This window comes from Rhodococcus sp. P4_E4 (genome assembly GCF_056401575.1).
The window spans coordinates 34,460-59,907 of record NZ_JBFUJB010000017.1 but is presented as its reverse complement, the minus strand read 5'-3'; the positions used below and the strand labels follow the sequence as shown (position 1 = coordinate 59,907).

General features: G+C 62.1%; 28 protein-coding genes. 12 read left to right on the top strand and 16 right to left on the bottom strand.

All coding sequences use genetic code 11. The features are described 5' to 3' along the window. Positions 1–47: 47 nt before the first annotated feature. Complete coding sequence (locus tag AC1DVN_RS19940) at positions 48–509, bottom strand: hypothetical protein (protein WP_019749392.1); 462 nt, start codon at positions 507–509, stop codon at positions 48–50. Between the two features lie 176 nt (positions 510–685). Between AC1DVN_RS19940 and AC1DVN_RS19935 the strand changes: the two genes are divergently transcribed. Then, positions 686–1,345 (top strand): response regulator, encoded by a 660-nt coding sequence (locus AC1DVN_RS19935; protein WP_019749393.1) that lies wholly within the window; start codon positions 686–688, stop codon positions 1,343–1,345. A gap of 7 nt (positions 1,346–1,352) precedes the next feature. On the opposite strand, the gene AC1DVN_RS19930 is transcribed toward AC1DVN_RS19935, so the two are convergent. Next, positions 1,353–1,793, bottom strand: a complete 441-nt coding sequence (locus AC1DVN_RS19930) for a hypothetical protein (protein ID WP_019749394.1) — start codon at positions 1,791–1,793, stop codon at positions 1,353–1,355. Between the two features lie 248 nt (positions 1,794–2,041). On the opposite strand from AC1DVN_RS19930, the gene AC1DVN_RS19925 reads away from it, so the two are divergent. The 5 genes from AC1DVN_RS19925 to AC1DVN_RS19905 all read left to right on the top strand — a co-directional run bounded on the left by AC1DVN_RS19925 (position 2,042) and on the right by AC1DVN_RS19905 (position 6,328). Then, complete coding sequence (locus AC1DVN_RS19925) at positions 2,042–3,667, top strand: flavin-containing monooxygenase (protein ID WP_477845757.1); 1,626 nt, start codon at positions 2,042–2,044, stop codon at positions 3,665–3,667. Beyond that, positions 3,664–4,461, top strand: coding sequence for a mycofactocin-coupled SDR family oxidoreductase (locus AC1DVN_RS19920; RefSeq protein ID WP_477845758.1), 798 nt, complete (start codon positions 3,664–3,666; stop codon positions 4,459–4,461). Before AC1DVN_RS19925 ends, AC1DVN_RS19920 begins: the two co-directional genes overlap by 4 nt. Before the next feature lie 4 nt (positions 4,462–4,465). Then, a complete protein-coding gene (locus AC1DVN_RS19915) occupies positions 4,466–5,296 on the top strand; it encodes a mycofactocin-coupled SDR family oxidoreductase (RefSeq protein ID WP_259120624.1) in 831 nt (276 codons plus the stop codon). A gap of 82 nt (positions 5,297–5,378) precedes the next feature. After that, a complete protein-coding gene (locus tag AC1DVN_RS19910) occupies positions 5,379–5,681 on the top strand; it encodes a hypothetical protein (RefSeq protein ID WP_113682298.1) in 303 nt (100 codons plus the stop codon). Then, positions 5,678–6,328 (top strand): nucleoside/nucleotide kinase family protein, encoded by a 651-nt coding sequence (locus AC1DVN_RS19905; RefSeq protein ID WP_477845760.1) that lies wholly within the window; start codon positions 5,678–5,680, stop codon positions 6,326–6,328. The genes AC1DVN_RS19910 and AC1DVN_RS19905 overlap by 4 nt, the downstream gene beginning before the upstream one ends. A 21-nt stretch (positions 6,329–6,349) precedes the next feature. Here the strand turns inward: AC1DVN_RS19905 and AC1DVN_RS19900 are convergent, their stop codons facing one another. The 3 genes from AC1DVN_RS19900 to AC1DVN_RS19890 all read right to left on the bottom strand — a co-directional run bounded on the left by AC1DVN_RS19900 (position 6,350) and on the right by AC1DVN_RS19890 (position 9,230). After that, positions 6,350–7,783 (bottom strand): FAD-dependent oxidoreductase, encoded by a 1,434-nt coding sequence (locus AC1DVN_RS19900; RefSeq protein WP_477994148.1) that lies wholly within the window; start codon positions 7,781–7,783, stop codon positions 6,350–6,352. A 404-nt stretch (positions 7,784–8,187) separates the two neighbouring features. After that, positions 8,188–8,799, bottom strand: coding sequence for an AAA family ATPase (locus tag AC1DVN_RS19895; protein WP_283569035.1), 612 nt, complete (start codon positions 8,797–8,799; stop codon positions 8,188–8,190). Further along, positions 8,796–9,230, bottom strand: coding sequence for a nucleotidyltransferase domain-containing protein (locus AC1DVN_RS19890; protein WP_477994147.1), 435 nt, complete (start codon positions 9,228–9,230; stop codon positions 8,796–8,798). The genes AC1DVN_RS19895 and AC1DVN_RS19890 overlap by 4 nt, the downstream gene beginning before the upstream one ends. A 92-nt stretch (positions 9,231–9,322) precedes the next feature. Between AC1DVN_RS19890 and AC1DVN_RS19885 the strand changes: the two genes are divergently transcribed. Together AC1DVN_RS19885 and AC1DVN_RS19880 are read left to right on the top strand one after the other, a co-directional pair. Continuing rightward, positions 9,323–9,523, top strand: coding sequence for a hypothetical protein (locus AC1DVN_RS19885; RefSeq protein WP_021334256.1), 201 nt, complete (start codon positions 9,323–9,325; stop codon positions 9,521–9,523). Next, on the top strand, positions 9,520–10,005 hold the full coding sequence (locus tag AC1DVN_RS19880; protein ID WP_020906614.1) for a flavodoxin family protein: 486 nt from the start codon (positions 9,520–9,522) through the stop codon (positions 10,003–10,005). Before AC1DVN_RS19885 ends, AC1DVN_RS19880 begins: the two co-directional genes overlap by 4 nt. Here the strand turns inward: AC1DVN_RS19880 and AC1DVN_RS19875 are convergent. From AC1DVN_RS19875 to AC1DVN_RS19865, 3 genes are all read right to left on the bottom strand, one after another. Next, positions 9,978–10,223 (bottom strand): hypothetical protein, encoded by a 246-nt coding sequence (locus tag AC1DVN_RS19875; protein ID WP_020906615.1) that lies wholly within the window; start codon positions 10,221–10,223, stop codon positions 9,978–9,980. The genes AC1DVN_RS19880 and AC1DVN_RS19875 overlap by 28 nt on opposite strands. Then, on the bottom strand, positions 10,223–10,609 hold the full coding sequence (locus AC1DVN_RS19870; protein ID WP_020906616.1) for a nuclear transport factor 2 family protein: 387 nt from the start codon (positions 10,607–10,609) through the stop codon (positions 10,223–10,225). The genes AC1DVN_RS19875 and AC1DVN_RS19870 overlap by 1 nt, the downstream gene beginning before the upstream one ends. A gap of 115 nt (positions 10,610–10,724) precedes the next feature. Continuing rightward, the gene (locus AC1DVN_RS19865; RefSeq protein ID WP_020906617.1) at positions 10,725–11,225 is read right to left on the bottom strand and encodes a flavin reductase family protein; all 501 of its coding nucleotides are present in this window, start codon (positions 11,223–11,225) and stop codon (positions 10,725–10,727) included. A gap of 239 nt (positions 11,226–11,464) precedes the next feature. On the opposite strand from AC1DVN_RS19865, the gene AC1DVN_RS19860 reads away from it, so the two are divergent. Next, positions 11,465–12,166, top strand: coding sequence for a PadR family transcriptional regulator (locus AC1DVN_RS19860; RefSeq protein WP_019749414.1), 702 nt, complete (start codon positions 11,465–11,467; stop codon positions 12,164–12,166). 1 nt (position 12,167) lies between these two features. On the opposite strand, the gene AC1DVN_RS19855 is transcribed toward AC1DVN_RS19860, so the two are convergent. The 5 genes from AC1DVN_RS19855 to AC1DVN_RS19835 all read right to left on the bottom strand — a co-directional run bounded on the left by AC1DVN_RS19855 (position 12,168) and on the right by AC1DVN_RS19835 (position 17,213). Beyond that, positions 12,168–12,950 carry an IclR family transcriptional regulator gene (locus AC1DVN_RS19855; RefSeq protein ID WP_020968790.1) on the bottom strand — a complete coding sequence of 261 codons (783 nt, stop codon included), beginning with the start codon at positions 12,948–12,950 and terminating at the stop codon, positions 12,168–12,170. A 210-nt stretch (positions 12,951–13,160) separates the two neighbouring features. Next, positions 13,161–14,072 (bottom strand): biphenyl-2,3-diol 1,2-dioxygenase, encoded by a 912-nt coding sequence (gene bphC / locus AC1DVN_RS19850; protein ID WP_020968791.1) that lies wholly within the window; start codon positions 14,070–14,072, stop codon positions 13,161–13,163. Positions 14,073–14,111: 39 nt separating this feature from the next. After that, on the bottom strand, positions 14,112–15,293 hold the full coding sequence (locus AC1DVN_RS19845) for an acyl-CoA dehydrogenase family protein (RefSeq protein WP_019749417.1): 1,182 nt from the start codon (positions 15,291–15,293) through the stop codon (positions 14,112–14,114). A gap of 51 nt (positions 15,294–15,344) precedes the next feature. Further along, positions 15,345–16,541, bottom strand: coding sequence for a 3-ketosteroid-9-alpha-monooxygenase, oxygenase component (locus AC1DVN_RS19840; RefSeq protein ID WP_020906621.1), 1,197 nt, complete (start codon positions 16,539–16,541; stop codon positions 15,345–15,347). Between the two features lie 126 nt (positions 16,542–16,667). Then, the gene (locus AC1DVN_RS19835; RefSeq protein ID WP_477994146.1) at positions 16,668–17,213 is read right to left on the bottom strand and encodes a hypothetical protein; all 546 of its coding nucleotides are present in this window, start codon (positions 17,211–17,213) and stop codon (positions 16,668–16,670) included. A gap of 222 nt (positions 17,214–17,435) precedes the next feature. Here AC1DVN_RS19835 and AC1DVN_RS19830 point away from each other — a divergent pair, with 222 nt between their 5' ends. Continuing rightward, positions 17,436–19,010, top strand: a complete 1,575-nt coding sequence (locus AC1DVN_RS19830; RefSeq protein WP_080910223.1) for an AMP-binding protein — start codon at positions 17,436–17,438, stop codon at positions 19,008–19,010. 24 nt (positions 19,011–19,034) lie between these two features. Here the strand turns inward: AC1DVN_RS19830 and AC1DVN_RS19825 are convergent, their stop codons facing one another. After that, positions 19,035–19,718 (bottom strand): response regulator, encoded by a 684-nt coding sequence (locus AC1DVN_RS19825; RefSeq protein ID WP_477994145.1) that lies wholly within the window; start codon positions 19,716–19,718, stop codon positions 19,035–19,037. After that, positions 19,715–21,367, bottom strand: a complete 1,653-nt coding sequence (locus tag AC1DVN_RS19820) for a sensor histidine kinase (protein WP_477994144.1) — start codon at positions 21,365–21,367, stop codon at positions 19,715–19,717. The genes AC1DVN_RS19825 and AC1DVN_RS19820 overlap by 4 nt, the downstream gene beginning before the upstream one ends. 174 nt (positions 21,368–21,541) lie before the next feature. Here AC1DVN_RS19820 and AC1DVN_RS19815 point away from each other — a divergent pair, with 174 nt between their 5' ends. Next, the gene (locus AC1DVN_RS19815) at positions 21,542–22,549 is read left to right on the top strand and encodes a Bug family tripartite tricarboxylate transporter substrate binding protein (protein WP_472796038.1); all 1,008 of its coding nucleotides are present in this window, start codon (positions 21,542–21,544) and stop codon (positions 22,547–22,549) included. Between the two features lie 93 nt (positions 22,550–22,642). Then, positions 22,643–24,028 carry a CitMHS family transporter gene (locus tag AC1DVN_RS19810; protein WP_003944372.1) on the top strand — a complete coding sequence of 462 codons (1,386 nt, stop codon included), beginning with the start codon at positions 22,643–22,645 and terminating at the stop codon, positions 24,026–24,028. A 6-nt stretch (positions 24,029–24,034) separates the two neighbouring features. Here the strand turns inward: AC1DVN_RS19810 and AC1DVN_RS19805 are convergent, their stop codons facing one another. Continuing rightward, positions 24,035–25,222: a nitric oxide synthase oxygenase gene (locus tag AC1DVN_RS19805; RefSeq protein WP_020906627.1), complete on the bottom strand. Its 1,188-nt coding sequence runs from the start codon at positions 25,220–25,222 to the stop codon at positions 24,035–24,037. Between the last annotated feature and the right edge of the window lie 226 nt (positions 25,223–25,448).

The window sequence follows — 25,448 nt, the reverse complement described above, 5'->3', positions numbered from 1 at the left end:
GTCGTGGGCCGTAGCGGATCAAGTTCGTGGTTGCTTCAACGCTCGGTTCAGTTCTGCGTGAAGACGTCGTAGGAGGCGTTCATCGTGGGGTAGCCGGTGGCCATGTAGTCGGTGAGGATGACGTGCGTCGGGTCACCGATGATGCGGGTCCCGTCGAGGGTGGGGTTGCCGGCGTAGTTGTTGGCTGCCATGACGGTCTGGACTCCGTCGGCCACGTTGTAGGTGACGTCGACACCGATGCCGCGGGGATCGCTGCTGTAGGCGGTGACGATTTCGGTCGTGTGCGGAGCCAGGTAGGAGCGGGGGCCGTTGATCCACTGTCCGTAGGGGTTGGACGCGCTGTCCAGCAGCATCGGGTTGTCGGTGTTGTTGGTGATGGTCATGGCAACCGTCGGGCCGTCCGTCGGCATGGTGCCGGCGTTGGCGACCGCCGCGGTTCCCAGTGCGGTTCCGCCGAGAGCGAGGGCGATCGCGGTGACTGCTACGAAGCGAGTGGTGTTGGTACGCATGATGTCTGCTCCTGGGCTGGTGTGTGGTTGCCGTTCTCGGCGATGAATCAATCTTGTCGCGAATCAGGGCTGCTGTATGTCCGCCGACGGGGCCGTGGCGGGGTTGAATCGCGTGTCCCCCGATCGGGGGAGGCGCAAGTGCTCGCATTGCTGGTACGGGCGTGAGAAAGTGAGCAATGCGAGAAGGCACGAAGCCGGTGGTCGGCAAGGTTTCCGTGGTGGTCGGCGACGATCACCCGTTGTTTCGTGAGGGCGTGGTTCGGGCCCTGACCGGCAGTGACCGCATCGACGTTCTGGGCGAGGCCGACGACGGCGCAGCTGCGCTCGCAATGATTCGGGAATTACGCCCGAAGGTGGCGCTGATCGATTTCCGGATGCCGCACCTGGACGGGACCCAGGTGGCAGCAGCAGTGGTTCGAGACGAGTTGCCGACCAGGGTGCTCCTGCTCAGTGCTCACGACGAATCGTCCGTCGTGTATCAGGCTCTGCAGGCGGGTGCTGCCGGATTCCTGCCGAAGGAATCCACCCGGGCCGAGATCGTGAGCGCCGTGCTCGACTGCGCCGCGGGCCGAGATGTGTTGCCGCCCAGCATCGCTGCCGGACTGGTGGGGGAGGTGCGTCGCCGTAGCGAGCCGTCCGGCCCGACTCTCAGCGCCCGTGAGCGTGAAGTTCTCGGATTGATCGCACAGGGCGCCAGTATCCCCACCATCGCCTCCCAGCTCTTTCTTGCGCCTTCGACCGTCAAAACCCACGTGCAGCGCCTCTACGAGAAACTCGGAGTCAACGATCGAGGCGCCGCCGTCGCCGCCGCGATGCGGCAGGGTCTGTTGGAGTGAACGGGAGTCACCGCAGTACGTACGTGACGTTCATGGCCGGGTAACCCGAGGTCATCGTCACCGTGACGTCGTGGCCGTCGGGGGCGTACGTTCCGCCGGCATCTGCCCTGGTCTTCGAGTTGGTGGCGCTGAAGACAAACACTCCACCGTCGTCGGAGCGGTACGTCAGCACGACGGGAAAGTCGTTCTGATTCTTGCTCGTGGCGACCACGTTGACGTTCATGTTCGGCAGGATGTAGTCGGCCGGCGGGACGATCCAGTCACCGTTCGGATTGGATGCGTCGACCAGATACAGGGCCCCGAAGCCCGAATTGCTGATCATCGCCGTCGTGACGGAAGTGTCGGTTATCGACTTCACAGCGTTCGCCCCGGCGGCGCGGGCGACCAGAGCTGCCATGCTGAGGCCGGAGAAGGAAATTGCTTCGGGTCGAATTGTGTTGGTAGCCATGATGTTTCTCCTCGATTTGTCGGTCTCGGTGACCGTGTGTTTCGGTGATGAGACAACTATGGCCCCGAAATCCCTTCGGGTCTGTCCACCTACGGGTCCGAGTGCTGGATGACATCGGTGTCCCCCGATCGGTGGACACCAACGCTCTCCACTGCCGTAGCCCACCCAGTGTCATGGGGTGGAGGCTCCGCCCACCCAGCGGGAGAACCCGTTCCTCTACCAACCAGTCCACTCGTAGCGTGACCACCATGACCGATCCTGACTTCTCCACCGCACCACTCGACGTCGTAGTCATCGGCGCCGGCGTCGCTGGCATGTACGCCATGCACCGACTTCGCGAGCAGGGGCTGCGTGTCCACGGCTTCGAGGCGGGCTCCGGAGTGGGCGGCACGTGGTATTTCAACCGCTACCCCGGCGCACGCTGTGACGTCGAGAGTTTCGACTACTCCTACTCGTTCTCCGAAGAGCTGCAACAGGATTGGGACTGGAGCGAGAAGTACGCCGCGCAACCGGAGATCCTCTCGTACCTCGATCACGTGGCTGATCGCTTCGACCTACGCACTGGCTTCACCTTCGACACACGCGTTCTGAGCGCACAGTTCGACGAGGGTACTGCCACGTGGCGAGTACAGACCGACGGCGGTCACGACGTCACCTCACGCTTCGTCGTGTGCGCCACGGGCAGCCTCTCGACCGCAAACGTTCCGAACATTGCGGGCCGTGAGACCTTCGGTGGCGATGTGTTCCACACCGGTTTCTGGCCGCACGAGGGCGTCGACTTCACCGGCAAACGAGTCGGCGTGATCGGTACCGGATCTTCGGGCATCCAGTCCATTCCGCTGATCGCCGAGCAGGCCGATCATCTCTACGTGTTCCAGCGGTCCGCGAATTACAGTGTGCCGGCAGGAAACACGCCTCTCGATGACAAGCGCCGCGCCGAGATCAAGGCCGGCTACGCAAAGCGTCGAGCGCTGTCCAAGCGCAGTGGCGGCGGATCGCCGTTCGTTTCGGATCCTCGCAGCGCCCTCGAGGTCTCGGAGGCCGAGAGAAACGCGGCATACGAGGAGCGGTGGAAGCTCGGCGGTGTCCTGTTCGCCAAGACCTTCGCAGACCAGACGAGCAACATCGAGGCCAACGGGACAGCGGCAGCGTTTGCCGAACGCAAGATCCGCTCGGAAGTCCAGGATCAGGCGATCGCCGACCTGCTCATTCCGAACGACCACCCCATCGGAACCAAGCGGATAGTCACGGATACGAACTACTACCAGAGCTACAACCGTGACAACGTCAGCCTGGTGAATCTCAAGTCCGCACCGATCGAGGCGATCGACGAGACTGGAATCAAGACGGCCGATGCGCACTACGAACTGGATGCGCTGGTGTTTGCCACCGGGTTCGACGCGATGACGGGAGCGCTCGATCGCATCGAGATCCGCGGCCGCAATGGCGAGACGTTGCGCGAGAACTGGACTGCGGGTCCAAGGACGTATCTAGGCCTCGGAGTACACGGGTTCCCCAACCTGTTCATCGTCACCGGGCCGGGTAGCCCGAGTGTGCTGTCCAACATGATTCTCGCTGCCGAGCAGCACGTGGACTGGATCGCGGGCGCGATCAACCACCTCGATTCGGCGGGCATCGACACCATCGAACCGAGTGCCGAAGCCGTGGACAACTGGCTCGACGAATGCTCACGCCGGGCGTCGGCGACGCTGTTTCCATCCGCGAACTCCTGGTACATGGGAGCCAACATTCCGGGAAAGCCGAGGATATTCATGCCATTCATCGGAGGATTCGGTGTCTACTCCGACATCTGTGCAGACGTGGCAGCCGCGGGATACCGAGGCTTCGAACTGAACAGTGCGGTGCACGCATGAGTCGCCTCGAGGGTCTTCGTGTACTCGTGACAGGTGCGGCCGGCGGGATGGGCCGCTCACACTGCGAGCGTCTCGCCGACGAAGGCGCGTCCGTGATCGCGTTGGATGTCGTGCAGGCAAAGTCCGAGCTGGAGGAGACCGCCCAGGCGGTACGCGAGCGTGGAGGCGTGGCGGTCACCGGCGTCGCGGACATTCGTGACTTCGAAGATCTCGCCGCGGTAGTCGCCGATTGTGTCGCCGAGCTCGGCGGGTTGGACGTCGTCGTCGCGAATGCGGGCGTGTACGACACGCCGGGACCGTCGTGGACCGTCGATCCTGCGGTGTGGAACCGCTCGCTCGACGTCAATCTGACCGGGGCGTGGCACACCGTCAAGGCCTGTGTTCCGCACTTCGGCGACGGTGGATCGGTCGTTCTGGTCAGCTCGACAGCGGGAATCAAAGGTATTGCCGGAGCGAGTCATTACAGCGCCGCCAAGCACGCCGTGGTGGGCCTGGCCAGAACGCTGGCCAACGAGTTGGGCGCGGAGGGTATTCGCGTCAACTCCGTGCATCCGGGTTCGGTACGTACCCCGATGATCATCAACGAGCGAGTGTTCGCGAACCTGTGCCCGGACATCGAGAATCCCACGGAAGCAGACGCCGCTGCAGTACTGAGCGCACGCAACCTGTTACCTGTTCCCTGGGTCGATCCGGTGGATGTCAGCAATGCCGTCCTGTTTCTCGCATCCGCGGAGTCCCGCTTCATGACCGGCTGTCAGTTGGTGGTCGACGCTGGCCTGACCCAGAAAGTGTGAATTGATGACTTCTCGATTGGAAGGCAAGGTCGCGCTGATCACGGGTGCGGCACGAGGAATCGGCCGGGCTCAGGCCGTGCGATTCGCCGAAGAAGGTGCGGACATCATCGCGATCGACGTGTGCGCGTCGGTGGAAACGACAGTCACCCCGCCCGCGTCGGAATCCGATCTCGCCGAGACGGTAGCCCAGATCGAGGCACTGGGGCGAAAGGTCGAATCTGCGGTAGTGGACGTTCGGGATCTCGAGGCGCTACGCAGCGCGGTGGACTCGGGGGTCGAAGCGCTCGGTGGACTCGACATCGTGTGCGCTACAGCTGGTATCACGTCCTCCGACGGGGCTCTGACGATGTCGGAAACGATGTGGCAGACCATGTTGGACGTGAACCTGACCGGGGTGTGGCACACCACGACGGTTGCGGCGCCGCACTTGATCGCGCGAGGTGGGGGATCGATGACACTCACCAGCTCCATCGCCGGATTGCGGGGGCTGGTCGGAGTTGCGCACTACACCGCAGCCAAGCATGGAGTCGTTGGTCTGATGCGTTCGCTGGCAAAGGAATTGGCTCCGTACAACGTGCGGGTCAACACTGTCCATCCCACCAACGTCGACACCCCGATGATTCAGAACCCGTTGGTGCGCGGCAAGTTCCGCCCCGATCTCGAGAACCCGACGCGCGAGGAATTCGCTGCGGCGGCGATGACGATGAACATGCTTGCCATTCCGTGGATCGAACCGGTGGACGTAGCGAATGCGGCACTGTTCCTGGCCTCCGACGAGGCCCGCTACATCACGTCGGTCGCCCTGCCGGTGGATGCGGGGAGTTCGTCCCGCTGAAGTTTTGAATAGCTGAGGTTTGTCGCGCTGGGTTCCGCCACGGTGTGTAGCGTCGGTTTCACCTAACCGAAAGGCGCACACCGTGGCGGAACGACGCTATCTGGAAGTCACCGTCGGGACCAACATCGTCATGGTCCTCGACCACCGCACGGTGGAGGTCTTCGACCGCACCGCCGCGAGCACGAGCGAAGTGGCTCGCTGGCATGTCGAACACATTGCAGTGAAGGCGAAACCGTCGAAATCGGGATTGAAGCTCACCATTGGAAACCGGCTCGCCGACGACTCCATCGCGGTAGCGGGTCCACGGGCATCGCTCACCGTTCCGCCGGAGAACGAAGCCGCCGTCGTCGCGTTCTTCGACGAGGTCAAGGCCGCTCGGGTGTGAAGCGACAGACAACCTTCGGGGCAGATGATTCGGGTTCTCTCGTCGAACACGTCGTACGCTGCCACGAAGATCGCCTCGGACGCACTATCGTCGGGATTTCAGGAATCGAGGCATCCGGAAAATCGACGATCGCAGACGAGTTGGCTGACGGGATCTCGACGTCGGGCCATGACGTGATCATGATCCGTGGCGACGAGTTCTCGACTGCGAAAGCGATCCGGAACAAAAATCCTGACACGGTGCGTGGGTATCTCGAGGATGCGTACGACTATTCGAACCTGAGTAGCCGTGTGATGGTGCCGCTGCGGTCGGCCGAAGTTACCGAAATTTCCTACGTCTCGACTGATCCGGAGACAGACGTATCGGTGGTATCGAAGCCCCGAGTCCCGGATCGCGCCATTGTAATCGTCGAGGGAGTGCTGCTTTTTCGCGGACTGATGCGAGATCAGTTCGACCTACGCATCTGGGTTGAAGCCAGCTTCGACGAGTCCTTGCGGCGTGCGAAGGTACGCCCGCGAGATGTGAGCTATTACGGTTCCGCCGAGGCGATAGCGTCCCGCTACGAATCTCGGTTTCATCCGGCGCAGAGGGTCCATCTGAGTGACGATCGACCACAACTGACCAGCCACGTAATTGTGCGTGGCTAGTCAGTCGAAAGGCCGGCGATATCAAGCTTTACGCGCGGCAGCATGGGCGCCGGCAACACGACCGAACGCGAAGGCGTCGGCAATATGGAATCCACCGTCCTTCGCCGCGCTGTAGGTGGAACTCACTGCGCCCGCCGCATACAGCCCCGGAATCGGGCTACCGGCGGTGTCGAGGACGCGGGAATGACCGTCGCGGCGCGGCCCACCGCTACTCCATCCCAGCAGTGGCGGCCCGGAGACGGCGTAGAACGGAGCGGTTGCCACCGGGGCCAAAGTTTCCGGGTTGCGGCCGAAGGAATGGTCTACGCCGTCCGCGCACGCCTCGTTGTAGCGGTGCACACTTGTTTCCACGACGGTGGGGTCCAAGCCGAGCTTCCCGGCGAGTTCGGCAAGCGTGTCCGCTTTGACGATCCAACCCTTGTCGATCTCGGCTTGATTGTCCGAACTCCACTCGTATCCTTCGTCGAGGACCATGTGTCCGACAGGCAGTGCGTCGCGACCGGGGCTCAGCTGCCCGGCCAACCTCATCGTCTCGTCGAACACAATGTTCATCGGTTGCACCGGAAAGTGTTGGTAGGAACCCTCTCTGAACACATGACCGTGCCGCATTTCGGCTGACTCGTCGGTGAAGCGTCGACCTTCCCGGCTGAGGAACACATAGTTGTGCGCGTTCCACAGTGCGAGGAAGAATCCAGTCGGATTTTCGAGGTCGCCGGGGATTCCCGTAATGGTCATCATGTTGTTCATGTGCCACAGATCCGCGCCCACTGCCTGTGCCATCAGGTGGCCGTCGCCTGTTGCCGAAGGTGAGCCCCAGATCTTCGGATTCTCCAGGCGTAGGCAATCGCGCACCATGGCCGGATTTGCTTCGAAACCTCCGGTGGCAAGGATGACACCTCGGCGCGCATGGATCTGCGAAGTTTGTTCACCCGAACGGATCTCGACTCCGGTCACCGATCCGGATTCATCCGTCAAGAGTCTGGTGGCTTCGGTGTCGAAAAGAGTTGTGATGCCGCGTTCAGCGAGAGCGGAAACGAGGAAGCGGTAGAGAAGTTCATTGCCCATCTTCCCTTCGATGGTATCCATCCCTGCGTAACAAGAACTTCCGTCGAGTTCGCCGTACTCCGCCGTGGAATGGAAATCGCCGGTCATCGCTACAGTTGCACCCAGACTGCGGAGCCAGTCGGACAGTCCTTGCGTATTCTCTGCCCAGGCGTCGATGACGTCGTCGGCAACGGTGAACGTTCCGTTCAACGAACGCAGGAAGGTGCGGGCGGCGGCAGGGTCCTGGTTGACGAACCATCCACTGCCGGACAGTCGAGTGTTGCCGCCCGCGGTATCGCGTCCACTCTTCTCCAGAATCACCACCGACGCGCCGTCAGCGTGTGCTTGGAGTGCTGCGGCGGATCCGGCAGCGCCCGATCCGATGACAATGACATCGACGTTGTTGTCCATGTCACAAAGCTATGGTCGGATGGTGGCGCCTCATACGTGCCTTCCCGGTGAGCGAGAGAAGGCCTGTTCCGGACATTCGCCTGAGGATCAGTGGGTGCACATCAGGTACTCAGCTGTTGGGTCTCGACTTGAATAGCTGGACCGCACTGAGTGTTGCGACAATCGGCCAACACACAACGGCGATCCATACACTGGTTGAACGCTCGCCTTGAACGAGATCGTAAATTGCGAGGGCAGTCAGCAGAATCCCGATCCCGAATGCGATCCAGTTCAGAGTTCTGATGCGGGAGGCAGTTGGTGACGTCATTGAGAAACCCTACGCGACTTCTCACGACCGTTCGGGAGAATTCCCAGGCAGGGAGGGATGGCGGAATACGAGTATCGCTCGCGATCTCGACGCGATATCAGGAGTGGATGCGCGGCATGCCCGAGTCGGAGTTGTCGATGACGCAGTCGGCTCGGGTCCAGGGTTTTGCAGCGGCGAAGTAAAGCCGTTGCCCGCCCACATATCTGTTCATCGAAGGATGATCCGGATCCGCGTTCGTTCCGTCGCGAAGGTTCATGCGCCGCGCGGTCTCCTCGAAGGGCGCATCGAGGAAGATCGAATAGTCCCATCGTTCGGCGAGTTCGTCTCGATGCAGGAAGAGTCCTTCGACAAGGACTATCGCTCCATCGGCTGCATGCAGGTACGCGTCGCTGTCCCGCCGTTGTCGGTACCTTCTGCTCCCGCCCCGCCCCAACGGATCGAGAACATGTCGTTCGAGGGCGTCGTAGTCGTAGCTGTCGAGCCAGAAGCCTTCCGGTGATTGCCGACCTCTACGATGACGAATCTCCGGCGGATTCAGAAAGTCATCGACGTGAATCACGATGGCTGTGCGTGCATTCAGCTGCGCTGTAAGGCTTTTCGCGAATGTCGTCTTGCCGCTCCCATCGACACCGTCGATCGCGACGAGAGGCGAGCCGCGCAACGCGGATATTTCGGCGGCTAAGGTTTCGAAGACCGACGCAGTGCTCATCGATCAATTCCTACTGCACTCGCAGCGACACGAAGAGGCCCCGTGTCGTACAGGATTCGGTGTCCGTCTTCGAGAACACGTCGAGTGCCCGCGTCGAGCGGAACGTCCGCCCAGCTCTCGCTCGCGAAATTCAGCTCGACGAGGAGGCCGGACCGTAGGCGGAAGCGTCGTTCTCGAACTGGCCCCCAGTTTGCGGCTCTGATGAATTGCGCGTCGGGGCGGAGCCGCACGAACCAGTCTTCATTTGCGAGCGCGTTCGCGTCGTCGGCCAGGATCATCAAATCAAGATCACTCGCCATACGCTCCGCGCCGCGCGCGTAGGACCCGACCAGCGCTACAGCTTTGACGTCATCGTGCTCAGCGGCCCATCGTTCGACGTCGACGAGCAAAGCGTTGACCGCGCGCCTGCGTCCTTTCAATCGTGCTGACATACCGGCATCATTCCCCACCGTCACGGCTGTCCGTAGCTTCGCTGGTACCTCTATCCTGGAACTGTCAGTGATGAACGAGGGGAGGGATGCGTATGTCCAAGGAAGTATCGGCAGGTCTGGCTGTTGGTGCGATGGTCCTTGTTGCAGGCTTGATCTGGACTGGGTTTCCGCTCGACGCATATTCGGTTGTCGCCGTGATTTTTGCAATCTGCGGGGGATTCATCACCTGGATCTACCTGCGCGAGAACGTAGATGGCGTCCCACACACAGCGACGAAAGAAGGCAGTCGATGAAGGCAATCATCGTGTGTACCTCTGTCTCCCATGGCAATACGAAGCGTATCGCCGACGTCATCGGAGAAGTTCTCGATGCTCGCGTGGTCGAGCCCGGTGACATCGACGCCGCGCAGCTCGCCGACTACGACCTCGTGGGCTTCGGCTCCGGCATCTACCTACGCTCGTACCACGAAGACCTACGCTCGTTCATCGAGGCACTCCCCGAAGAACGGCGATCCAAGGCTTTTGTCTTCGCCACCAGTGGTTTTCCCGACAAGGGGATTCATCGCTTCTCGCGTCCACTGGTTCAGCTGCTCGAGCAGAAGGGCTTCGATGTGGTCGCAGCCTTCTCGTCCCGTGCGTGGGATACGTATTTTCCGTTCAAGCCGTTCGGAGGTATCCGGAAGGGGCGGCCGAACGCCGACGACTTGGAATCGGCGCGCACGTTCGCCGAAGTCCTACGCGGAAGCGTTCAGGACAGCTTGCCCGGCACCGGGTAGCTGCGCAGGCTCATCTCCAGCTCACCGGCGTCGGCAAGGTCGTTGATCGTCTGACGCAGAGCGCCACACGTCCGCTGAGCGTTGGCTCGACCGTTCTCACGCCCCAGTTCCGGGCACACCACTTGCGACTCTTCGAGCCATTGAACGCTGGTGTGCGCTTCGCTGTATTTCTCGACCAGAACGCGGTTTCCGCAGTTCCGACAGCTGACCTGACGCATCAGCGTGCAATCAGATCGGCCGGTGACCAGAACGCGCGCATGCTCGTGATCTTGGCGTCCGCGTCGAAAGTCATGACGTCGATCGGTTCGACCTCGTAGACCTGATCGCCCACCGGTGTGACGACGCGGAAGTGGAAGGCCGCGCTGGATCCGCTCACCCGCAAGGTGAGAAGCTCCGTCTCTTGCGAACCGCCCTCGAGAGCGCCGTAGAACTCGGTGATCGCCGCTTTGCCGACACGGGGTTCGCTGCCGACCGGGTCTTCGAGTGTCGCGTTCTCGGCGTAGAGGGCGGCGATGTCCGCTGACGATCCGCGAGCCACGGCGTCGAGGTAGGTGGTAACCGTCGCCGTGATCGCGGCCGTGGTGTCTGGTTCGAGAGTGGTCATCGAGTTAGTCCGATCAGTCGAGAAGTTCAGGGTCTGACAACTACTTCGGACGCTATCGGTGCCGTCTCGATTCGGCGTTGCAATCTCCCACGCAGCGGGACGGCCCGCAAGAAATTCAGGCGTCGAAGCGTCCGAAGCCGCCGCGGTAGAACAGAAGCGGACCATCGTGGCGCAGCACGTTCAGATCGGTGATTCGTGCGACGACGATGGTGTGATCACCGGCGTCGTGCTCCTGCTCGACGGTGGCCTCGATGCGAGCGAGTGCGCCGCTGAGCGCCGGAGCACCGTTGCCGGCCGCGTCCCACTCGACGCCGAGGAACTTGTCGGTCCCGCCGCGAGCGAACGCCGAACACATGTCCTGCTGATCGTGGGCGAGAACATTGATGCAGAGAGTTCCGGATTCGCGAAGCTTCGGCCAACTTGTCGACGTCTTCGCCGGGCAGAACGAAAGCAACGGGGGATCGAGCGATACCGAGACCAGAGACTGGCAGGTGAAGCCGAGGGGTGAGTCTCCATCGTGAGCGGTGATGACGGTGACGCCAGTGCAGAAATTGCTCATCACGTTGCGAAGTGTGCGTCCGTCCAGAACTGGCGGCTCGGCGTTTTCCACGGTCATGTCGTCTCCTTGTTCAAATCTCTGTTCAAAACTCTGAAAACAGCTTCAGAAGCAACGATGTGTGGCGCCGCGGGCGTAATCCAGCGGCAGTCCCACTCAATGGCAGCAATGGCTTCTCGCCACGGGTTCGGACCGACCGAGTGTCAGGTGGAGGGGTCTCGGGCAAATTTGATCCCGCTCAGCGGTCCGTTCGGATTCTACGAAACCAGCAAATCACCAGTGATTGTTAGACTTCGGGCATGTCCGAACCTGATGACGTGTCCCGAGGACTTCCCGCTACCAGCTGGGCAGTGCTCGGGATGCTGACGTTCGGGGAGGAACTGACCGGAAACGATTTGAAGAAGTGGGCCGACTGGAGTGTCGGCTTCTTCTACTGGAGCCCGTCCATCAGCCAGGTCTACGCAGAGCTGAAGAAGCTCGAAAGCATCGGATTCGTGGAGTCCCGGGTCGTCTCCGAGCCCGGGGTGCGGGGCAAGCGCCTCTACTCGATCACCCAATCAGGAACCGACGCCGTCCGGACGTGGTCACGGGAGGCGCCGGTGGAAGTCCCGGTGCTCAAGCACGGCGTGATGTTGCGTCTGTGGATGGGACACCTCAACGAACCCGAGCGACTCAAGGCACTGGTCGAAGCCCATATCGCCAACGTCGAAGAGCAGATTCGACGCGCGAAACTCCACGCAGATCATGCCGAGAACGAGCCGGCCTGGTCGTTCCCGGTCATGACGTTGCGATGGTCGGAACGGTACTTCCGAGCCGAGATCGAACTTGCTCGCGAACTACTCGAAGACATCGATCGTGCGTCCGCCGAGTTCGCGAACGTCGCCGAGCACGACCGACTGGGATCGCCGTTGCCCTCGACGCCTGGCAGATGGAAGAACGTCGAGGAGTACGTGTTGGCGCTCGAGCAAGCCGGTCTCACCGGCAACGGCTCGAATATCTGAGTCAGGCCCCGGCTGCGGTGGGCATGTTGCGCAGCAGGTGACGACGCTGCAACGTCGGAGTGACGCTCAGCGATCCGCCGTCGATGCCACGCCAAATGGCAGCGGCCGCCATCCGAACCGGCGCTGCGCTGACGTGGTCGAGTCGGAGAGCCTTCGACGGCGCGCAGATGGATACCGCGGCAACAGCGCGGCCGATGGGGCCGATCGGTGCCGCAAGACAGCTGAATCCCGGTAGGCCGTTTCCGGTTTCGAATGCCACCCCTGATTCGCGAATCCTGGCGAGGTGGGGCAGTGCGTAGCCCGAGGACTTCGGCGAACCGAATGCAAGCAGTGCCTGACCGATCGCAGTGGTCTCGGCCCGGCGTCGACCACCGACACGCGTCGGCACCGCGGCAGCGAGGCGTCCGCCGATCTTCTCCATGTAGACCACATCGGGCCCGTCGAGGATGCCGAGGTGAACCACGAAGCCGGTGACGCGGTAGAGCTCGTGGAGGAGCGGCATGGCTGCAGCGTGGAGGCGGTCTTGATGAACCGCGAGCGATCCCAGTTCGACGAGGCGCATACCGAGTTCGTAGTCGCGGCCGTCGCGGCGCAGCCAACGCATCGAGACGAGACGTTCGAGCATGCGGTGGGCAGACGAGCGTGGCAGGCCCGTGCTCCGAACGACCTGAGCGAGCGTCAACCTGCCGGGACCGTCGAAGGCGTCGAGAACCAGCGAGACGCGATCGAGAATTGCTGTCGGGGCCGAATCGGCGCCTAAAGCATCCACAGCCTGCAGTGTCATCGTGTACCTCACTTCTCTTAGAGCTCCACAACCAGTGAACTGGCTATTTCAATTAGAAATAGTGTCATAGAGTTCCGGATTTGTGAAGTGGATCACCGGTCTGTTTTCGGGCGCGTCACGGTGGAAACGACGAAGGGGCTTGCGCGAATGCTCGCGCAAGCCCCTTCGTCGGTTTACTACCGGCGGGTACTACATCGTCGCCGGCAGGTACTACATAGCTGCCAGCGGTTCGCTTCCCGACCAGTCGTGGCCCCAGTAGCTGTCAGCGGTGATCTCCTCGGAGGAGTACGAGTCCTGATCCACCTTCGCGCCCTCGGTGCCGAACTCGATGTCCCATCCGCCGGGTGCGCGGACGTAGAAGGAGATCATCTTGTCGTTGGTGTGGCGACCCAAGGTCGACGACACGGAGAATCCGTCCTTCATCACTCGGTCGAGAGCCTGGCCGACAGCGTCGAGGGTGTCGACCTCGACCATGATGTGAATCAGGCCGGGTGCGCCGCCGTGCGGTGCCGGGCACAGGGCCAAGCTGTGGTGACGCTCGTTGACGCCCATGAAACGGATTCGCAGCGGCCCGAATTCGGGCGGGGCCGGCAGGCGGAAGGCGCCGCGCGGGTAGAAGCCGAGCACCTCGGTGTAGAAGTCGAAGCTCGCAGCACTGTCCATCACCGGGAGCACGACGTGGCCGAGACCCTGTGCGCCGGTGACGAATCGAGCGCCGAAGGGCGTCACCACGGGGCTGTGGTCGAGGATCGCGCCGTGGAAGACCTCGATGGCTGCTCCACCGGGATCGGTGAAGGCGATGACCTCTTCGACCCGTCGAGCATCCGCTTCGGCGAGCGAAAGCTGCTCCACCTCGGTGCCGTTCTTTTCGAGGGACTCCTGAACGCGGCGCAGTGCGGCGTGATCGGCGACCTCCCAACCGATGTTGACGATCTCGTCGCGCTCACCCTCGACGACGACGATGCGAGCAGCACGCTCGTCGAGTCGTAGGTAGAGAGCGTTCTCGTCCGGCCCACTGCCCTTGGCGAATCCGAGAACATCGAAAGCGAAAGTGCGCCAACGTGCCATGTCGTTGGTCGAGATCTTGACGTAGCCAAGTCCCTTGATGTCAGTGTGTGTCATCGTGTTCTGTTCCTGTCGATTTCTTGTGTCGAAGTCTGATCAGATCATCGCCCGCAGCGGACCCTGCGGATCTGCGCCGAGACGGCTCAGCGAGGCGGCGTGGAATACGGTGCCCGGCACGTGAATTGCATGGTGCTGTCCCGCGTGAGCGTCGCGCCAGAATCGCTGAAGTGGCTTGTCCATCCGCAGTGCGTTGCCGCCGCAGCGCGGGTAGACCTGATCGATCGCGTTGATTGCGCGCCACGCTGCCTGCACCTGAGTCTGACGTCCCTCGGCGCGCTGCTCGAAGGTCACTTCCTTGCCGGCATCCACTCGATCCCACATGCGGTCGACGTTGGCCAGCAGGGTGTCGCGGGCTGCCCGGATGTCGGCAGTTGCCTGACCGATGGCGAACAAGGTGTACGGGTCGTCCTTGACCGCCGTGCCCTGTGCGTTGATGCGATCGGCCTGGTACTCGTTGGCGTGGAAGAGCATTCCCTCGCAGATGCCGATCGTGGCGGCGGTGATACCGAGGGGGAACATGTTCGACCACGGCATCAGGTACAGCGTCTCGGTGCGCCCGTACTTGCGCACCGCCGTTCCGTCGATGACCTCGTCGCAGTCCATGACGCGGTAATCGGGGACGTACGCATCCTTGACCACGAGGTCCTTGGAGCCGGTGCCGCGAAGTCCCATGACATCCCACGAGTCTTCGATGATCTCGTAGTCGGTGCGCGGAATGATCACATGGAGCATGCGCGGCGGCATCTCCATGTTGCCGTCCTTGTCGCACGCCATCGCACCGAGGAAAGCCCAGTCGCAATGGTCGGTGCCGGAAGAGAACTGCCAGCGGCCGGAGAACTTGTAGCCGCCGTCGGTGGGGATACACATTCCGCCGGGCATGTACGGCGATGCCATCCAGGTGTCGGGATCCGATCCCCAGATCTCCTGCTGCACCTTGGGATCCGCGAACGCGAGCTGCCACGGGTGAACTCCGACGATCCCGTGTACCCAGCCGGCCGAGGGATTGAGCGAAGCCATGCGCATCACGGTCTCGGCGAACTCGCGAGGATGCGCCTCCATTCCGCCGTGTTCCTTGGGTTGGAGCATGCGGATGGAACCGATTGCCTTCATCTTCTTGGCGGTGTCGTCGGCCACCCGGCCGATCCGCTCGGCCTCGATGCCTTCGGCGAAGATGTCGTCGGCCATCGCGTTGATCTGTTCGAGCACTTCGTACGTCATGTTGTTCCTTGCGTTCAGTCAGGTTGTCTCAGCAGTGTTTTCGACTGCGAATCAGGAGGTTGTCTCGAGCGCCTGGGCGTCACGTGCGGCAACGTTTTCGGCGACTTCCCGCTTCCAGCTCTCCACTGCGCGGGTAGTGTCGATCTCGAATTCGAAGCGCTTCGTCATGTCTTCCGTGACGTTCTCGACATCGGTGTAGAACTGGTTGTACCAGCGCCGCAACTGGTAAACCGGGCCGTCCTCCTCGGAGAGCAGCGGGTTGTCGATCGGGGCCTTGTTCTTCCAGATCTCCACGTCCTGAAGGAATCCCATCTCGACGCCCTCGGTGAACTGCGCGGCCATCGCGGCAGTGGACTCGTCGTCCATACCGGGAAGCTTCTTGACCATCGCGCCGTACTGCAACACGAAGGCATTGTTCGAGATGGGGTAGTGGCAGTTGATCAATACAGTTTCGATGATCTGCCCGTTGGCTTCGCTCTTGATCCAGTCGATCATGTACGACGGACCGAAATACGAAGCATCCGAACGAAGAACAGCGTTGGGATCACCGTAGTTGGTGCCGCTGATGATGTCCTCGCGTCCCACCGATTCCATGTACTGGCTCGCTACGTGACCTTCGAAGATGTTCTTGAAGTACTTGGGGAACGAGTAGTGAACGTAGAAGAAGTGGGCCATGTCCACGACGTTGTCCACGATCTCGCGGCAATGAGAGCCTTCGATGGTGAGCGTGTTCCAGCTCCAGTCGCTCCACTCATCGCTTCCGAAGCCCTCGATGTCGGGAATTGTGACCTCGGCGGGCGGGGGATTCCCCTGGGGATCGTGCCAGACGAACAGCTGACCGTTCTTCTCGAGTGTGGTCCACGCCCGCGTCTTGGCCAGCGGCGGAACGCGTCGTGCGTAGGGGATCGCCGTACATTTTCCGTTACCGCCCCAACGCCAGTCGTGGAACGGGCAGGCGATCGAATCGCCCTTGACGGTTCCGTGAGCGAGGTTGCCACCCATGTGGCGGCAGTAGGCGTCGAGAATCTTGATGTCGCCCTTGCTGTCGGCGAAGACGACAAGGCTGGTGCCGAATGCCTCGATCTGGTGGGGCTGACCGTCGCGATAGGTATTGCTCAGTCCGAGGCAGTGCCATCCACGCGCGAACCGCGCCGGGGGCGCTGCCGCTTCGATTTCTCGAATTTCCTCGCCGGCGCCCGACTGCGTCGAGGCGTCCGTAGTGGTGAGTGGGCCGGTTCCGAGTGCCATGTCTTCCTCCGAGCCGCGTCTTGCGACGCTCCAGTGATGTGATCCGTCTCATACAACGACGAAGCGTCCTCTGGAGATACGGCAGTTCCCGCTGGATGGAACACCCGCTCGGTGACCTGCAGAGATTCAGCTCGCGAGTGTCGCCACATCGTCGATCGCGTAAGTCGCCCAGGCCCGAGCGGTGACGACCCCGGTGGGATCGGTGGCGACCAGAGCTACGTCGGCGACGCTCTCGTGGTCCTTCTCGTACGTAGCGAGCACCGTCACGGAGCAGTTCAGATCTGCTCCCGCGGAAGTTGCGGTGCAACGTCCGCGGAACCGTCGTAGCGACGCCGAGCCGTAACGACGAGCGGCGAAATCGGCAAGGGCAGCAACGGAATCGGTTCCGGTGCCCGCTGTCGGGGCTTCCCGGACGAAGACCTCGGCAACCAGATGCCCGGTCTGGTCGTGGTATTCGGTGATCCGCTCGAGAGTCGAGCCCAGCGGCCTCACGGATCCGGTGAGCAGCGCGCCCGGATCAGGGCGCCCGAAGAACACGACGTCCTGTTCGACGACGGACCCGTCGGGTGCCGAGCGCACGGTGCCGTACAGCGAGTCGAAATCCGAGAGGAGCGTGGTGGGCGTACGGGGAGCAGATGCCGTGAAGTGGGCGGTACCGAGGTTGGTAGTCATGACACTCTCCGTTGGACGCGACCGAGACGCTGTCGTCTCGGTGGGTACATCGACGCTAACCACCGCTCTCGCGGGTGACGACGGGCTTCCCGCTGATCGGGAGCATTCTCGGATTCGATCGAAGAGGTGGAACCTGTTCCAGTTTTGTGCAATTCTGGATATCGTATCCGTGACCGGGAGCACATCTCGATGACTGCACGCGCCGAGCAGAAGGAAGACCAGATGACAGACGAGTTCGCTGACCTGCACCGACCGGTATACGGTCCGGACCTGCTCATCACCGCTCTGGAACGCAATCACGACAAGCCTGCGCTGTACCTCGGAGACGTGATCCTCACCGGAGGGCAGATGCGCGATCAGATCAGCTGCTTCGCCCAGGCTCTCGCGTCGCTGGGAATCACTCAGGGCACCAGCACCGCGATGCTGTCGAAGAACCGCCCCGAGGTGCTGATCAGCATGGGCGCGACCATGATCACCGGCTGCCGGGCGAGTGCCTTGAACCCGATGGGATCGCTCGACGACCACAAGTACATCGTCGACGACGCCGAGATCGAGACCCTCATCTTCGATCCCAACGCCTTCGAAGAGCGTGCCGCCGAGTTGAAGGCGTCGTCGCCTTCGCTGACCAACGTGCTCTCGATGGGCCCGTCCGAAGTGGGGATCGACATCCTTGCTCTGGCCGCGACATTCGAGCCTGCGCCGCTGAAGGCAGCGCACGTCGATGCCGAAGACGCCAGCAGCATGGTCTACACCGGTGGAACGACCGGCAAGCCCAAAGGTGTTGTGGGATCGTTCCGTTCGGGTGCAGCGCTCAATCAGATCCAGATGTCGGAGTGGCAGTGGCCCGAGGACAACCGCTTTCTCATCTGCACGCCACTCTCACATGCAGGTGCGGCGTTCTTCATCCCGACTTTGCTGCGCGGCGGCGCTCTGATCGTCCTGCCCGCCTTCGAACCGGGGGCCGTGCTCGAGGCGATCGAGAAGCACAAGATCACGGCAACCATGTTGGTGCCCACCATGATCTACATGCTCATGGACCACCCCGATCTGCCCAAGCGTGACGTATCGAGTTTGCAGACGCTGTTCTACGGAGCGTCCGCGATGTCCCCGGCCAGATTGCAGGAGGGCATCAAGAAGTTCGGTCAGATCTTCTTCCAGTTCTACGGTCAGACCGAGTGCGGCATGACAATCTCGGTGCTGCGCAAGGAAGAACACGTCGCCGACGATCCGGCCCGCCTCGCGACCTGTGGGCGGCCGGTGCCATGGCTCGACGTCCGGTTGCTCGACGACGACCTCAACGAGGTGCCGCAGGGAGAGCTCGGTGAGATCTGCGTGCGCGGCCCGCTGATCATGAAGGGCTACTGGAAGAAGCCGGCCGAAACCGCCGAGGCGTTCCGTGGGGGTTGGCTGCACACCGGCGACATCGCACGTAAGGACAAGGACGGGTTCATGTCCATCGTCGATCGCAAGAAGGACATGATCGTGACCGGTGGTTTCAACGTGTTCCCGCGCGAGATCGAAGACGTGATCTCGGCGCACCCGTCCGTCGCATCGGTGGCGGTAGTCGGTGTACCGGACGACAAGTGGGGCGAAGCCGTCAAGGCCTGCGTGGTGCTTCGTGCCGGACTGACCGTGGACACCGAGGAACTGGTCGACAAGGTGAAGGCAGCCAAGGGTTCGGTTCACGCTCCCAAGAGCATCGACTTCGTGGATTCACTCCCGTTGACACCGCTGGGCAAGCTGGACAAGAAGGCACTGCGCGCGCGGTACTGGGAGACCAGCGCCCGCGCAGTCTAGGAACCAGCGTCGTGTAGCGAAGGGTCAGCGTTTCCAGACGTAACGACGCTCCGGGCGGCCCACCACTCCGTATTTCAGCGAGGTGGTGGACCGCCCGGACTCGTAGAGGTACTCGAGGTAGCGCCTCGCGCTCGCGCGTGAGATACCGACTCTCTCGGAAATGTCTGTTGCCGAGGCGGGTTCGGTGTCGTCTCGCAGAGCTGTCTCGACCAACCGAAGAGTCTCGGGACTGAGTCCCTTGGGCAAACCTTTGTGGGACGACGTCCCTGGTGCGCCACCTGCAACACCGAAGGCCTCGTCCACTGCTGTCTGTTCTGCTTCGCCGGAGCTGTCGAGATTCGCGTATGTCGATCGGTAACGCTCGAGACGCTCACGGAGAACCTCGAACGTGAATGGCTTCATCAGGTAATGCACGACGCCGCTGCGCAGCGCCTTCTTGACCGAGCCGGCCTCACGCTCACTCGTGATGACAAGAACATCCAGCTCCGGTGCCAGATCGCGAAACGGGGCGATCAGATCGAGTCCGGTGGTGCCAGGCAGGTGGACGTCGAGAAGCACCAGGTCGGGTTGCAGCTCACCGACTGCGGCCAGCGCGGCCTCGGCCGAATGGGCAACGCCACACACTTCGAAACCGTCTATCCGTGAGACGAATCCGCTGTGCACCTTCGCCACCATGAAGTCGTCGTCGACCACCAGTACCCGGATCATGCGCCCTCTCCGTCGTGTAGGACTGCGGTGAAGACAGTCCATTCGATGCCCTCTGTCGAACGACTGCTCACGGTGACGTCGCCACCGCGTCGACGACACGTCAGGCGTACCAGTGCCAAGCCGAAACCGTGTCCGTCGCTCGATTGTCCCTTGGTGCTCCAGCCCTGGCCGAAAACCCTGTCGCGATTCTCCGGCGCGATACCGGGGCCGGCGTCCTCGACCCGCACTTCGACGGCGGTGCCACGGCCCCGAATCGACAATCGAACCTTGCGGCGCGACGCTTCCGGCATCTCACCGACAGCGTCGACGGCATTGTCGACGAGGTTTCCGACCACCGTCACGAGGTCTCGGCCGAGTCGGCGATCAACCGAGTCAAGGTGCGTGTCCGAGGTCAGTTCCACGGTGACCAATCCCTGTGCAGCGGCACCTATCTTGGCGATCACGAGTGCGGCGGTGCCGACGTCGGCGATCTTGTCGGTCACGGCCGCACTGACCTGTGCGCGCTCCATGGTCAGGCCCTCGACGTAGCCGACCACCTCGTCGTACTCGCCGAGCTGGATGAGGCCGGAAATGGTGTGCAACTGATTGTCGAACTCGTGGATGTGGGCGCGTAGCGCATCCGTGCTGGTTTTGGTCACGTCGAGTTCTTCTTCCACGGAGCGCAATTCGGTGCGGTCGCGGAAGGTGGTGACCGACCCGATGGTGTGGCCTTTCGATTCGATCAAGACGGTGTTGAGGACGAGTAGTCGATCTCCGACAAGAACCAACTGATCGGATTCGGTTGTGCCGGAGGTCAGTACACTCTGGAGTCGGTCGTCGAGACCGAGGTCCCGCACAGATCTACCGGCACTCCCGCGTGGGATGTCGAGGAGTTGGTGGGCACTGTCGCTCATCAGCACCACCTTTCCCTGCGCATCGAATGCGATGACACCTTCCTTGAGGCCACGCAGCATCGCCTCACGTTGGCGAACCAGGTCCAGGATCTCGCGGGCCTCCATGCCGAGGGTCTGCCGTTTGACCCTGCGGGCCAACAGGATCGAACCGACGCCCCCGAGAAGCGAGGCCACCGCGAGGTATACCAGGAGGTTCGGTGCAGACTGCAGCAGTCGCGTCCAGATCGAGGGGTACTCGATGCCGACGATCGCGGTTCCGGTGATCCCTCCTTCACTGCCGAGAATCGGAACGTGCGCTTCCACTGCCTTGCCTGAGGACGTGTCGACTAAACCCGTCCATGACCGATCCTGTGTCTGACGTGCGTCGATGCCGACATCGCCGGGACGCGTCGAAATGACGACACTGCCGTCGGCGTCGGCAAGCGAGACGTAGGTGACGCCCGAGATGGCGCGCACCGAGTCGACCGAACCTTGTAGTCCGGAGCGGAGACGAGTCTGTGCCTGGGGGAGTAGTTCACGTACCGCTGGATTGGCTGCGAGTGATTCCGCTGCCGAGAGTGCGCGACGTCCCTCCTCGCGTTGGAAACTCGCAGACGACTGAGCGAGAGAGAGGGCGGTGACACACACGAGAACTGCGACGACGATCAGAAGTTGCAGTTCGAGAAGTTGGGTCGCCAGAGTGTGCCGGCGCCGAAACAGGCGCTCACGCAGAGGCGACTTGCGCTCTCGCTCGGCCTGCTCGTTTCCTGAGGACACCAGCCAGACCCTAGCCTTCGGTTCGATGCCGGGAAAGCAGTTGTTCGTGAGCACAATGAGCACAAATCAATTTGCTTTCCCAATGGTGACCCCAGTCACAAAGTGCGTCAGTATGAAACCTGTTCACACAGCGGTACCAGCAGACAGCCAGCAGACAAGGATAAGGACAAGGCCATGAGGACATCGAAGCGGCTGAGCAGGCATATCGCCCTGCTCGGTGCTTGCGCGATGGCTCTCGTGCTCTCGACCGGATGCACTCCGGTCGAGTCCTTCTTCGCCGGTGGTCGAGCGGGTGAGACTTCCGAAGAACTGCGTGTACTGGTGCCCTCGGTGGCCGGTGGTGGTTACGACCTGACCGCCCGGACCATGGTGCAGGCACTGGCCGACGAAGGGACCGTCGACGCCGACGTCGTTGTTCTGCCCGGATCGGGTGGAATCGTCGGACTCAACCGGTTGGCTCTCGAACGCGGAAATCCCGATCTACTCATGGTTATGGGACTCGGCGTTCTCGGTTCGCTCGAGATACTGCCGTCCGAGCACACCCTTTCCGACGTGACACCGATCGCGAGACTGGTCGAAGAGCCGGAAGCTGTACTGGTCCCAGCAGATTCGCCTTACAAAACTCTGGCAGATCTGACGCAGTCCTGGGTGGCGGATCCGTCGTCGATCTCGATCGGTGGTGGTTCGAGTGAAGGCGGACCGGACGGGCTGTTCCGCCTTCTGTTCGCACGGGCGGTCGGCGTCGATCCGTCGCTGTCCCCTTACCGAATCTACGACGGCGGCGGAGAACTGCTTCCGGCGCTGCTGACCAGGCAGGTCGACGTCGCCGCCACCGGTATCGGGGAGTACCTGGATCAGATTGCGGCAGGCACGGTTCGGGTCCTTGCGGTCAGTTCGCCGGAGCGCACTCCGGCGGTGGATGCACCGACCATGGCGGAGTCGGGCGTCGACGTCACGTTCACCAACTGGCGGGGTCTCATGGCGCCCCCCGGATTGAGTGACGACCAGCGTCAGCATTTACAGAATTTAGTGCGGGATCTGGCGGCAAGTCCACGGTGGAACGAGCTGTCCGACCGAAATGGTTGGAACAGCGCAGTTCTCACCGAACCCGAGTTCTCTGCCTTCCTCGCCGAACAATCCCGGTTCGTCGACGCGACACTCGTTCCGCCCGGCACCAACTGAGCACAACCGAAGTTTCGTTTCATCTCCACGAAGGCCACCGGCTCGATTTGCCGTGCCGTTTTTCTCGGCAACTCAGCACAAAAGGAGTTCATCATGCTCGTCACACTCGGCTTCCTCATGGTTGCGGTGTTCATGTTCCTGATCCTCACCAAACGCGCGACCCCGGTGGTGGGACTGACCCTGGTGCCGGTGGCCTTCGGACTACTCGCCGGAGCGGGCCTCGGCATCGGCGACATGATCACCGACGGCATCAAGTCGCTCGCACCCACCGCGGCGCTGTTGTTCTTCGCGATCATCTTCTTCGGAATCATGATCGACGTCGGCCTCTTCGATCCGCTGGTCAAACTCATCTTGCGGATGGTGCGAGACGATCCGATGCGGCTCGTGGTCGGCACCGCGGTGCTCGCGATGGTGGTTTCGCTGGACGGAGACGGTTCGACGACCTTCATCATCGTGACCTCCGCGCTGCTGCCGCTCTACCTCAAACTCGGTGTCAGTCCCGTTGTACTGACGGTGATCGCCGGCTTGTCCAACGCGACGATGAACATCATTCCGTGGGGTGGCCCGACCGTGCGGGCGGCTAGCGCGCTGGGACTCTCGCCCTCCGACGTGTTCGTCCCGATGGTGCCGTCGTTGATCGTCGGCCTGATCATGGTGCTCGGATTCGCGATTCACCTCGGGATCATGGAGCGTCGCAGGATCGGGACTTTGGTCCTGACTTCTGAGCGCATCCTCGAAAAGGTCGGAAACGGTGGAAGTTCCAGCACCGGTAGCGCCGGCACCGGCGGCTCGAACGACTCCGAAGACGACGGCGGCGACACCGGACGATTCATCGACGGCCTCGACCCCAAGCGGGACACCTTGCGACCGAAGCTGCTCTGGTTCAACGCCGCGCTGACGACGATCCTTCTCGTCGTGCTCGTGATGGACATCCTGCCCATCCCGGTGCTGTTCATGATTGCGTCGTCGATCGCTCTCGCGGTCAACTTCCCGGCGGTCAAGGATCAGGGCGAAGCAATCGCACGCCATTCGTCGAGCATCGTCTCCGTTGTCGCGATGGTCCTGGCAGCAGCGGTGCTGACCGGCGTTTTCCAGGGAACCGGCATGGTCGAGGCGATGGCAGAGTGGCTGCTCCAGGTCATTCCCGACGCGATGGGCCCGCATCTGGCCGTCATCACGGGCGTCCTGAGCATTCCGCTCACGTTCTTCATGACCAACGACGCGTTCTACTTCGGTGTGCTGCCGGTGCTGTCCGAGACGGCAGCCCAGTACGGCATCGAACCGGTGGAGATGGCGCGCGCTTCGATCACCGGGCAGGCCGTGCACATGCAGAGTCCGCTGGTCCCGGCGATCCTGCTGCTGGTCACGCTCGCCGGTGTTTCTCTGGCGGATCACCACAAGAAGGTCCTGTGGCGAGCAGGCCTGATCTCGATCACGATGCTCGTGGTCGGTGTCGGATTGGGGCAGATCCCCTTCTGAGTGCGATCAGTTGTGGAAGGGGCACCGGCCTTGGTCGGTGCCCTTCTTCTTTTTTGTCACGAAGTTGGGCCGGATGTCGAGATCGGGCTCGTCGTACAGGCGGTGGAACGTCGGCGTGAGCGAGCTGGACATGGGCGGGTTCACCCATGACCAGTCGGTCGGGCACTTGCGCCCGGCCTTGTCCTCACGCGCGATGTGATCGATGAATTGCTTTGCGACAGTGTGATGGTCGACCATGATGACGCCGGCCTTGCGGTAGCTGTGGATAACTGCACGGTTCAGTTCGACCAGTGCACGGTCCTTCCAGAGCGTGCGGTCGTGGCTCATGTCGAGCTCCATCATCGCCCCGATGGTCGGCAACATGTTGTAGCGATCGGTGTCGCTGAAGTTGCGTGCACCGACCTCGGTGCTGACGTACCAACCGCTGAACGGTGTGCAGGGATAAACGATTCCGCCGATGTCGAGGTTCATGTCCGAGACCGCAGGAACGGCATGCCATTTAAGCCCCAGATCAGCGAACCAGCTGTATTCGGGATGCTCGATCTCGACCTCGAGAACGAGGTCGGTCGGGACGTCGAAGTACTGCAGGGGTTCGTCGGGAACCGAAATCAGCACGGGGAGAACGTCGAACGCCGTGCCGGCGCCCTTCCATCCCATCGCGGTGACCTGAGCGGTGAGATCGACGTGCCACGGGTCGCCCAGGATGGTGCCGTCCGGTTGCCGGTAGCCGGCGTAGCGGATCAGTTGCGGGCTGAGGATGCGGTACTCCTGGCCGTCCTCGCGGGGAAGCGGCCCGACCGTCACGACGGACTGCAGAGCGCCGCCGTTGGTCGACAGTCGCAGGTGCTCCCAGCACGCTTCTGCGAGAGCGGAAGCCGTGACGGCATCGCGCGCGTCGATGAGTTTGAGGGTCCGCCAATGCGCGCGACCGACGCACCTGGCGTGGTTTCGCCAGGCGAGTTTGGCGCCGACGAGCAATTCCTCCGCTGTGTGCGTGTAGGTGCCGGTCCGGTGGAGCTCACGCAAGGCCTCGCGCCGCCGAGACGTCGGGAGGTGGCCCAGTTCCGGAGAGTCGAAAAATTCGACGCACTCGAGTTCCCGACGTTGAAGCTCGGTCAGCGTCGGGGTGGTGGAGGCGATCTGGGACGTAAGCCCGCTATCGGTGGGCAATTCGTCCTGTCGAACAAAATCCACGGCACGACTCCTGTTTGGCTGGTTGAGATTTCGCTGAACGTTAGCTCGGCGATTGAGAGTGTCGAAGCTCTTGTTTATCTTGCACGCAAGAATAAGAAAGGGACGGTCACACCGCGAAATGGGGTCGCATTGTGACACTTGTCCAGAATGATTTACGAGTCAGACATTTGTGACATAAGCTGCAGACGAAATTCCGCGGCGGGTCTTGCCGCGTCTAGTCGGGACG